We start from the raw sequence: 9,298 nt of genomic DNA, 5'->3' as shown, positions 1-9,298 counted from the left end.
CGGGAACACGGTGTCGAAGTGGACCGGCTCGCCGGTCTCGGCGCACCGCTCGACGGCGTCGTTCCACTTTGCGGCCTCGAGGTCGGTGAACCCCAGTTCGCGCGGGCGGGTGCCGGCCACGTCCTCGAGGTCGTAGATCTCGCGCGCCCGGGCGTTCGCCGTCCGGTGGACGATGCCAGCCCCGTCGCGCTGGACGACGCCCATCAAGACGGGGGCGCTGTCGAAGAACGCGCCCAGCAGGCCGGGCCGGCTCACGGCCTTTCGCTCGGCCGTGATCCGGTCGGTCACGTCGTTCTGGACGCCGATAAAGCTGACGATCTCGCCGTCCTCGTCCAAGACCGGGGTCACGAACAGCTCGTTGTAAAACAGCGTCCCGTCCTTCTTGTAGTTCCTCAGCAGAACGTGCGTCCGCTCGCCGGCGGCGACGGCACGGACGAGCTCGTGGACGCCCTCCTGGTCGTCGTCGCGCGTGCCGTCGGGGCGGCGCTGCAAAAACCGGCAGTTGTGCCCGATGACCTCGTCGCGGTCGTAGCCCGTGACCTTGAAGAAGTTGTCGTTGGCGATGACGATCGGGTTGTCCTCGAGGTGCGGGTCGGTGATGACGACGATGTTGTTGGTCGCGTCCATGGCCCGGCGGAGCAGGTCCGTCCGGTCGTTGACCACGCCCGTGTCCACGCGCCGGACCAACACGAGCACGGCGTCCCCGAGCGCGCGCCCGATGGGCTGAGACCGGAACCCGTCGAAGTGCGGCGAGAGCAGGGCCGCGTTGAGCCAATGGTCGGCCCCGGCCGGCCGGAAGTCCCACGCCCCAACGGTCCCGCTGCTAAACGAGACCGGCACGGCGGCCCGGTCGTCGGGGTGGACGGCGTCGAGGAACGGACGGCCCTGGATCTCGTCGGCCCCCATCCCGAACAGGTCTACGGAGTCCACGCTGGCATGGGCAACGGTCCCGTCGGGGTCGACGATCAGGAGGGCATCGGGGAGCGACCGGGCCAGCAGCTCGAACCCCTCGTTCCCATCCAAGACGTCGGCGAGGTCGCTCGTGGAGGCAGAAAGAGAGCGGTCGTGCGTTAAACGGCGGGCAGCGTGGCCCGCAACCTATCGTCCTGCACCCCATGAGCACATAAGGCATTCCCCTATCAATCCTCTCTGAGCTGCGTGACGCGGACGGAGTCCAGGACGACGTCCGAGATCGAGAACGTGAGGCCGTTGTCGTAGGCGTCGCCGAAGCCCTCGATGCCGTCGAGCGAGTCGGCCGTGACGTTGTGCCAGTCCTGGAACAGCACCCCGCCGACGCGCTGCTGGCCGACCGGGACGCGGAACCGCGTGCCGGTCTCCGTCCTCGACGTGTCGCCGGGCGTCGGCTCGTAGGTGTAGGCGAAGTGGCCGATCTCGCCGTCGTCGCGGAGCCAGTAGACGTAGCGGTCGCGGTAGTCGAAGCCGCCGTTCTCCTGGGCGAACGTGACCTCGACGCGGTCGTAGTCGACGCCGTCGACGCGGTCACGTGTGAGCAGCCGAGCCCGCGCGGCGCCATCGGTGAGCGGTGCGGGCAGCAGCATGAAGTACGCGACCGAGTTGACGGCCGTGTCGACCCGCTCCGTCTCGGCCGCATCGAGCTCGACCTCGACGCCGTCGACGAACCGGTGCACGCCGGCGTTGTCGACGACCTCTTCGACGGTCCGGCCCTGCTCGTCTTGGAGGGTCCGCGCGTAGCGGAACGTGGCGCCGTCTCGGCGGAGCACGAACGGCGTTCCGCGGAATGAGAACGTGATCTCGGCCCGGTCGAGAGCGGCGGACCCGTGGTGCGTTTGGGACCGGTCGATCAGCGCGAGGGCCTCGACGTCGCCCTGGGCGCGGGGCGGCGGCGGCTCACACGCAGCGAGGACGATGGTGAGAGCGAGGAGGGAAAGCGAGCGCATGGGCGTGAGGGACCGTCCTCGAGGACGGGACGAGGCGGACGCAGCTTACGCGCGGGCGACCTCGAGGACGAGTAGAAGGCTCGAGGCACCCCGTACGGGCGTATTGCGATACGCCCCTACCGGCCTCGATGCGCTGTTTCGCGGCCTCGAGGACGGACAGGCACCGAGCCAAACGGGAAGACGCCACACCGTGGCGTCTCTACGACAAACCGTCCTCGAGGACGACCGGGACCATTTTGCACCCTCGATGCCGCTCCCCTATCCCTCAAACGAATGGCGACTGCTTCGCCGCACGGGCCAGCTTCTGCGTGTCCTGCGCGATCACCAGCTCCTCGTTCGTCGGGATCACCCAGACCGGGATGTCGCTCTCCGCCGTCGTGATGCGGGCCTCCTTGCCGCTTGCCGCTTCGTTGGCGTCCGCGTCGAGGACGATGCCCAGGCCCTCAAGACCGTCCAGAACTTGGGCGCGCACCGGCGCCGCGAACGTCCCGATGCCGGCCGTGAACACGACCCCATCGAGGCCGCCCAGCACCGCGAGGTACCGGCCGAGGTAGCTCTTGACGCGGTAGCAGAACACGTCGACGGCCTGCTGGCACCGGACGTCGCCGTCGGCCGCCTCCGCGAGCAAATCGCGCATGTCGGCGGCGTAGCCGCTCAGGCCCAGGAGACCGGAGTAGCGGTTGAGGAGGGTGTGGACCTCCGTCAAGGGTGCGTCCTCCTTTTCTGCGATCTCGAACACGATCGACGGGTCGAGGTCGCCGCTCCGCGTGCCCATCACCAGCCCCTCGAGCGGCGTCATGCCCATCGACGTGTCCACGCTGCGGCCGTCCTCGATGGCGCATGCGGAGCAGCCGTTTCCTAGGTGGAGCGTGACGACGCGGGAGCTCTGGACGTCCAGGCCCTCGAGGGCGTAAAGCCGTCTCGAGACGTAGTAATGCGACGTCCCGTGGAAGCCGTAGCGCCGGATCTTGTGCCGACGGTACAGCCGGTTGGGCAGCGCGTAGAGGTAGGCCTGCGGCGGCAACGTCTGGTGGAACGCCGTGTCGAAGACGGCCACGTGCGGCACGTCCGGGAACGCCTTCTGCGCGGCCCGGATGCCCTGCAAGTTGGCCGGGTTGTGGAGCGGCGCCAGGTCGAACGCGTCGCGGATCGCGTCGACCACCTCGCCGTCGATGAGCGCGGACTCGGCGAACTGCTCACCGCCGTGGACCACGCGGTGCCCGACGGCCTCGATTTCGGGGAGCACGTCTTGGTTCGGGCCGTCCGCCTCGCGCATCCGGTCCAGCAGGTGCGAGAGCGCCGTCGCGTGATCGGGCGCCTGGAGCGACACCCGCTCGGACTTCCCCTCGCCGAGCCGGAACGACGCGAGAGACGACACCGCCCCGATCCGCTCGACCTGGCCCGCCGCCAACGTGGTCCCCAACTCGGCATCGAGCAGGTCGATCTTGAGCGACGACGAGCCGGCGTTGAGGACGAGAACGGTCACGGGCGGAGGGGCGAGGGAGATACAGAAAGAGGCGAGCGGCTCGAACGGTTCCGGCCTCGAGGACGGCGAGCCACAACGCAGCCTCGAGGTCGAGACCACGGCGGGCCGGCCTCGAGGACGAGGATCGGCGCCTGCTCCCGCCCTACTTCGACTCTACGACCCGAGCCTGCTGCTGGTCGTACGCGTCGCGCAGCGCGCTCGTCGCCGCGGCTCGGACGGCCTGGGGCTCCCCGTCGGCCGGGGCGACGGCTCCGATGAAGAGCGGCGGATCGCTCGCCGACAAGGTCTGGCACCACGCAGCGGCCCCGTCGGCGTCGGCGTCGATGAATGTCCCGAACAGCAGGTCGCCGAAGGGCTCGACCCGACGAACGTGGTCGGCGGTTTCGAGACGGTCGAGGAGCGCGGCGGTAGCCTTTGCAGCCACCTCGGGCGGCTGAGTGGTCAGGATCTCCTCGGCGTCGGCCAGCGTGACGAGGGCGAACGCGAGCGGCCGATCGTCGGCCTCGGCCGCGTCCTGCTCCTGCCCGATGATGACCGCGCGCGGGACGGGGGCGTCTGCCGTATTCGTCTCCTCTACCGCCGGGCCGTCCTCGAGGGCGGCGACCTCGACGTCTGCCTCGGGAAGGAGATCCGCGATCAGGCGTCCGAACCGGTCGAGGACGGGCTCGTCGAGGCCGGCGCTCAACCCGACCAAGACCACGTGGTCACCGGCCGGTATGGCCCGGGCGCGGCCTCCCACCAAGACCGACAGCCCGCCGAGCGTCGCGGCGTTCGCGGTCGAGGGCTCCTCGAGGTCGAGGGCGGAGCCGGCGATCGTCGCGAGCGGCCCGTCGTCGGTCCGGCAGAGGACGTCAAACCGTGACCCGTCGTGGCGTACGAGGGCCGCGGGGCGTCTGGCGTGGGTCGCGAGCGCCCGGAGGAGAGCGGGGATGGCGGTGCCTGCCAAGGGACCTTCCATGTCAGACGTCGGCGATGGGTCGGCCAGCGAGGACGCAGCGGTGCTCTCGGACGGGACGGCCTCCGAGGGCGTCGCCTTCGGACGTGCGGGCGTCGCCACCGGCGAGGCGGCACGGACGGACGACAGCCCGAGGCTGGTGAGCTCGTCCCGGTACGGCTCCTTCAGCCGGGATGGACCACCGGGACGCGCCGCCGTCCCGCTCTGGCGGGAGAGCCGGCGAAAGAGCACGAACGCGATGGCTGCGACGGCCGCGAGCAGGAGAGTCCAGGCCAGGGGTCCCAAGACGACGGAGGAGGGGATGGGTATCCAATCCGGTAAGGTATCCGTCTGACAGACACTCCACAACCTCGCGCGCTGCACGGGCCTCGCCTTGTCGGCGAAGTCTCGGACGATCTAGCTTCCGCCTCTCCCCTTTTCCCCCTCGATGGACACCTACTACAAGCCCGAGCACCTCCCTCGTTTCCCCGAGATCGGTGAGGGCTCGAAGCCTCTCGCCGACGCCTTCTTCAGCTACTACGGAAAGGTCTTCGAGGACGGCGCGCTGACGGCGAGGGAGAAGGCCCTGATCGCGCTTGCGGTGGCCCACACGGTCCAGTGCCCGTACTGCATCGACGCCTACACGCAGGACTCTTTGGCGAAGGGCTCCGACCTCGAGCAGATGACGGAGGCCGTCCACGTGGCGACGGCCATCCGAGGCGGCGCGTCGCTCGTCCACGGCTTGCAGATGCTCGACGGCGTCAAAGAGCAGACGATGTAGACGCCTTCGAGGCCGGGCCACACGAATCGGCGCGGCCTCGGCGTGTAGGACAACCCCGCGTTCGGGTGTCGGACGCTCTTTTTCTGTCTTTCTCGGACCATGGCTTTTCCCGACGGCGACGGCGCCGCCTTCTCCCTCCCCGTGCTCTCGGCCGAGCTCATCGCTGACGTGATGGACGGGCCGAAGCAGACCACGAGCCTGTACGGCCGTCGCACGCCCCTCGCGTCGCCCGACGCCCAGCTCAGCGCCCTCGAGGGCGTCGCGCTCGACATCGGCCCGACCTCGACGGGCAGCTTCCACCGCGACCTGGTCGCGAGCGGCTGGACGGAGGGCCTGCTACCGGCGCCGCTCGAGGTGTTCCAGATCAACATCGGCAAGCTGTGCAACATGACGTGCCGGCACTGCCACGTGGACTCCGGGCCGGACCGCGTCGAGGAGAACATGGACCTTGGGGCCGTCGACGCGTGCCTCCGCGCCATCGACCACATCCAGGCGCACGAGCGCGGCGGGTCGTTGCACACCGTCGACCTGACGGGCGGCGCGCCGGAGCTCAACCCGCACTTCGAGTACTTGGTCGACGAGTGCGTGGCGCGCGGGCTCCACGTCATCGACCGGTGCAACCTGACGATCCTAACGGTCCGTCGCTACAAGCATTTGCCCGAGTGGTTCGCCGAGCGCGGCGTCGAGGTCGCGTGCTCGCTCCCCCACTACCGCCAGCTCGGCACCGACGCCCAGCGCGGCGACGGCACCTACGACAAGTCGATCCGCGCCATCCGCGCGCTCAACGAGGCCGGCTACGGGCAGGGCGACCCGGACAAGATCCTGACGCTGGTCACCAACCCGGTCGGGAGCTTCTTGGCCGGCGCGCAGGACTCCCTCGAGGACGAGTGGAAGGCGGCGCTCGACCGCAACCACGGCATCCAGTTCGACCGCCTGTTCGCGCTCAACAACATGCCGATGAGCCGCTACCTCGAGTGGCTCGTCGAGAAGGGGCAGCTCGACGTCTACATGGAGCGGCTCTTGGGCGCGTTCAACCCGGCGACCATCGACGGCCTCATGTGCCGCAACACGGTGTCGGTCGGGTGGGACGGCAAGATCTACGACTGCGACTTTAACCAGCAGCTCGAGATGGACGCGGCGGTCCCCTTCGCGCACGTCGGCGAGTTCGATCTTGGGGCGTGGCAGGCGCGGGCGGTCAAGACCGCGCGGCACTGCTACGGCTGCACGGCCGGCGCGGGGTCGAGCTGCGGGGGCGCGACGGCGTAGGCACGACTTCGAGGACGGCGGAAGGACGGTCCGACCTCGAGGACGGCACTGTCACAATCCTAGCAGCCTCGCCAGAGCCATCTGACCTCGAGGCCGACTCAGAGCATGACGCCGGCGCCCAGGTCCTCGTCGAACTCGAGCTCGACGCCGCCGACACGGTCGGCGACAAGGTTGTAGACGAACGCGTAGAGCCACCCGGCGACAAACCCGCCGATGACGCCGAAGAGCGGGTACAAAAAGATCAGGATCAGTCCGAACCCGGTTCCGATCGCGTTGGGGCCGCCCGCTCCGTCGATCGCGCTTCCGAACAGGAGGAGGCCACACCCGAACGGAAGCGCGAACGCGAGCATGAGCGCGCCCGTGACGACGGCGTAGATCTTGGCGAGCGACATCGGCTCGATGCGGCGGAGAGTCGTGACCATGACGTGAGCAGAAGTGTGGGCTCGGAGTCTAGAGCCCCGCTCCTCCCCGTTCAAGCACCGACCTCGAGGTCGATCCGTCCGCGTCCTGAGAGGCTATGGCCGACGCGTCTAGTCGTCGCCGTAGACGAAGCGCGGAGCGCCGGTCGGGACCGTGCGGGCGCCGTCGGGCATCGCGATCTCGGGGAGCCGCGTCCTCGAGGTCGCGCCCAAGAGCGGGTTGGGCTCGGCCCACAGCGTCCCGCGCGTCGTCTCCATCACGACGTGGTCGCCGGCGCGGCCCAGGATGTAGTCGCGCGTGAGCGGGACCTTGCCGTCGGGCGTGTCCAAGACGTAGGCCGGCACGGCGAACCCGGAGGTGTGGCCCCGAAGCGAGCGCATGATGTCCATGCCGACCTCGATGGGCGTTCTCAGGTGCGCCGTCCCGCCGATGAGCTGCGCCTGGTAGACGTAGTACGGCCGGACCCTCGCGGAGACCAGCTCTTGGCACAGCGCGCGCATCGTCTCGGCGTCGTCGTTGATCCCGGCCAACAGGACGGTCTGGTTCCCGACCGGCACGCCGGCATTGGCCAGGCGGTTGCAGGCAGCGCGGGCCTCGGCGGAGAGCTCCTTCGGGTGGTTAAAGTGTGTGTTCAGCCACACCGGATGGTGCTTCTGGAGGACGGCACATAGCTCGTCGGTAATCCGCATCGGGTTGACGACGGGCAGGCGGCTGCCGATGCGGACGACCTCGACGTGCGGGATCGACGCCAGCTCGCCCAGGAGCCAATCGAGGTTGGCGTCGGAAAACACCAGCGGGTCGCCGCCGGTGAGCAGGACGTCGCGGATGGCGGGCGTGTCACGGACGTAGGCGATCCCGTCACGGAGCTCGTCCTTGCGCATCATCCAGTCGCTGTCGCCGACCATCCGTTTTCGGAGGCAGTAGCGGCAGTAGACGGCGCACTCGGACGTGACGCAGAAGGCGATCTTGTCCGGGTAGTTGTGGACGACGTTCTTGACCGGGCTGTGCCCCACCTCGTCGAGCGGATCGACGACGCCAACGATGTCCGGCGCCACCTCGGCCGACTGCGGGACGACGTGCTGGCGGATCGGGCACGTTGGGTCCACGGGGTCCATCAGGCTCGCGTAGTACGGCGTAATGGTCCAGCGGAAGACGCCCTTGGTGGCCTCGATGGCGTGCCGCTCGCCGTCGGTCGGCGTGACGTAGCGTTCGAGAGCCTCGAGGTCGGAGACGCGGTGGCGCATTTGCCAGCGCCAGTCGTCCCACTCGTCGACGGAGGCGTTGTGCTGGGGGCGGGCGGTCACGGTCGGCAGGCTCTGGGCGGGCTCTCGAGACCAGAGATACGCGTCCTCGAGGACGGCCGTCTGTGCCGTCGCCGTGGATTCCTAGGTCTCGCCCTCGGGGCGCGTGACGTACGGGTAGCGCCGGTACTGCGTGAGCACGACGGGGTCCGTCGTGTCCTCGAACGTCTCGCCGCAGGCCGCGCACGAGAACCGGATGCGCTTGGGCGTGCTCGAGAGCCCGTTGAAGAGCGCGAACCAGCCCCCGCCGCCGTGCGTGAGGTCGGCGCGGGTCGTGTGGTGGTAGCGGTCGTGGCCACACGAGCAGGTCGGTCGGTCGTCCATGCGCTGCGTACCGCCCTCGAGGGCAGAGGTTCGACGTCGGCTAGGGACCTCGGCGGATCGCGTCCTCGAGGGCGGTGCGTAGCACGTCGGCCAGAAAGGCGTCGTAGTCGCGGCCCTCGAGGGCGGCCAGGATGGCGAACGAGCCGTCGGGGGCGAACGTGGGTAGCGGGTTGATCTCGATAAAGACCGGCTCGCCGTCGGCGCCGACGCGGAAGTCCGACCGTGAGAAGTCGCGGCACTCGAGCGCGCGATGGGCCAGGAGAGCGGCGCCCTCGAGGGCGCGGTCGAGGGCCGGCGTCACGTCGCCCTCGAGGACGTAGTCGTCGGTGTCGCCCAGGGCGTGTGTCCCGATGCCGGTCACCCGGTCGACGGCCCGCTGGAGCGGCGGGAGCGCTCGGGCGGTCTCGCCCGTCCCCACCACGCCGACCGTGAACTCGGCGCCCTCGACGAACGCCTCCACGACCAGGTCCTGCCGGTACAGCCCGTGCTGACGAGCGACCTCGAGGGCGAGAGACGCCGCCGTTTCGCACCGGCTTGAGGGCGCGATGCCCTTGGCCGTCCCCTCGTACCGCGGCTTGACGATGACGGGGAATCCGGCCTCGAGGTCGGGCGTCGCGCCGGACGCGACGACGATGCCGGCTGGGACCGCGACACCCGCGGCCCCGACCACGGTCTTGGTCAGGTGCTTGTCGAGGGAGACCGACAGCGCGAGCGCGTCGCTGCCGACGCACGGGACGCCGGCCAGTTCGAGCAAGACGGGGACGTGCGCCTCGCGGTTGCGCGTCCCGTAGCTCTCCGCGATGTTGACCGCGACGTCGACCCCGAGGTCGGGCATCGCCCTGAGGACGGCGCGGGCGTTGCCCAGAC

General features: G+C 69.5%; 10 protein-coding genes. 2 read left to right on the top strand and 8 right to left on the bottom strand.

Translation table 11 applies throughout. The features are described 5' to 3' along the window. The 4 genes from WBA11_RS20715 to WBA11_RS20700 form a co-directional block, all read right to left on the bottom strand. Positions 1 to 1,023, bottom strand: a 1,023-nt coding sequence (locus tag WBA11_RS20715; RefSeq protein ID WP_424522528.1) for a PAS domain-containing protein, incomplete at its 3' end; no start/stop codon positions are given. A 116-nt stretch (positions 1,024 to 1,139) separates the two neighbouring features. After that, positions 1,140 to 1,919, bottom strand: a complete 780-nt coding sequence (locus tag WBA11_RS20710; RefSeq protein WP_424522527.1) for a DUF6503 family protein — start codon at positions 1,917 to 1,919, stop codon at positions 1,140 to 1,142. 265 nt (positions 1,920 to 2,184) lie between these two features. Further along, positions 2,185 to 3,405, bottom strand: a complete 1,221-nt coding sequence (locus WBA11_RS20705; RefSeq protein ID WP_424522526.1) for an acetate/propionate family kinase — start codon at positions 3,403 to 3,405, stop codon at positions 2,185 to 2,187. Between the two features lie 142 nt (positions 3,406 to 3,547). Next, the gene (locus tag WBA11_RS20700) at positions 3,548 to 4,645 is read right to left on the bottom strand and encodes a hypothetical protein (RefSeq protein ID WP_424522525.1); all 1,098 of its coding nucleotides are present in this window, start codon (positions 4,643 to 4,645) and stop codon (positions 3,548 to 3,550) included. Positions 4,646 to 4,787: 142 nt separating this feature from the next. On the opposite strand from WBA11_RS20700, the gene WBA11_RS20695 reads away from it, so the two are divergent. Continuing rightward, positions 4,788 to 5,120 (top strand): arsenosugar biosynthesis-associated peroxidase-like protein, encoded by a 333-nt coding sequence (locus WBA11_RS20695; RefSeq protein ID WP_424522524.1) that lies wholly within the window; start codon positions 4,788 to 4,790, stop codon positions 5,118 to 5,120. Positions 5,121 to 5,219: 99 nt separating this feature from the next. Then, a complete protein-coding gene (gene arsS, locus WBA11_RS20690) occupies positions 5,220 to 6,386 on the top strand; it encodes an arsenosugar biosynthesis radical SAM (seleno)protein ArsS (RefSeq protein ID WP_424522523.1) in 1,167 nt (388 codons plus the stop codon). A gap of 98 nt (positions 6,387 to 6,484) precedes the next feature. Here the strand turns inward: arsS and WBA11_RS20685 are convergent, their stop codons facing one another. From WBA11_RS20685 to WBA11_RS20670, 4 genes are all read right to left on the bottom strand, one after another. Beyond that, entirely contained in the window at positions 6,485 to 6,808 is a 324-nt protein-coding gene (locus tag WBA11_RS20685; protein WP_424522522.1) for a hypothetical protein, read from the bottom strand. Positions 6,809 to 6,916: 108 nt separating this feature from the next. Then, complete coding sequence (locus tag WBA11_RS20680) at positions 6,917 to 8,110, bottom strand: KamA family radical SAM protein (protein ID WP_424522521.1); 1,194 nt, start codon at positions 8,108 to 8,110, stop codon at positions 6,917 to 6,919. Between the two features lie 81 nt (positions 8,111 to 8,191). Beyond that, positions 8,192 to 8,431, bottom strand: a complete 240-nt coding sequence (locus WBA11_RS20675; protein ID WP_424522520.1) for a hypothetical protein — start codon at positions 8,429 to 8,431, stop codon at positions 8,192 to 8,194. A gap of 40 nt (positions 8,432 to 8,471) precedes the next feature. After that, a partial coding sequence (locus WBA11_RS20670; protein WP_424522519.1) for a D-alanine--D-alanine ligase family protein occupies positions 8,472 to 9,298 on the bottom strand: 827 nt, incomplete at its 5' end.

This window comes from Rubrivirga sp., assembly GCF_049648075.1.
Taxonomy (GTDB): Bacteria; Bacteroidota; Rhodothermia; order Rhodothermales; family Rubricoccaceae; genus Rubrivirga.
Note: the sequence above shows the minus strand (reverse complement) of the source record. Positions and strands in the feature narration are given on the sequence as shown.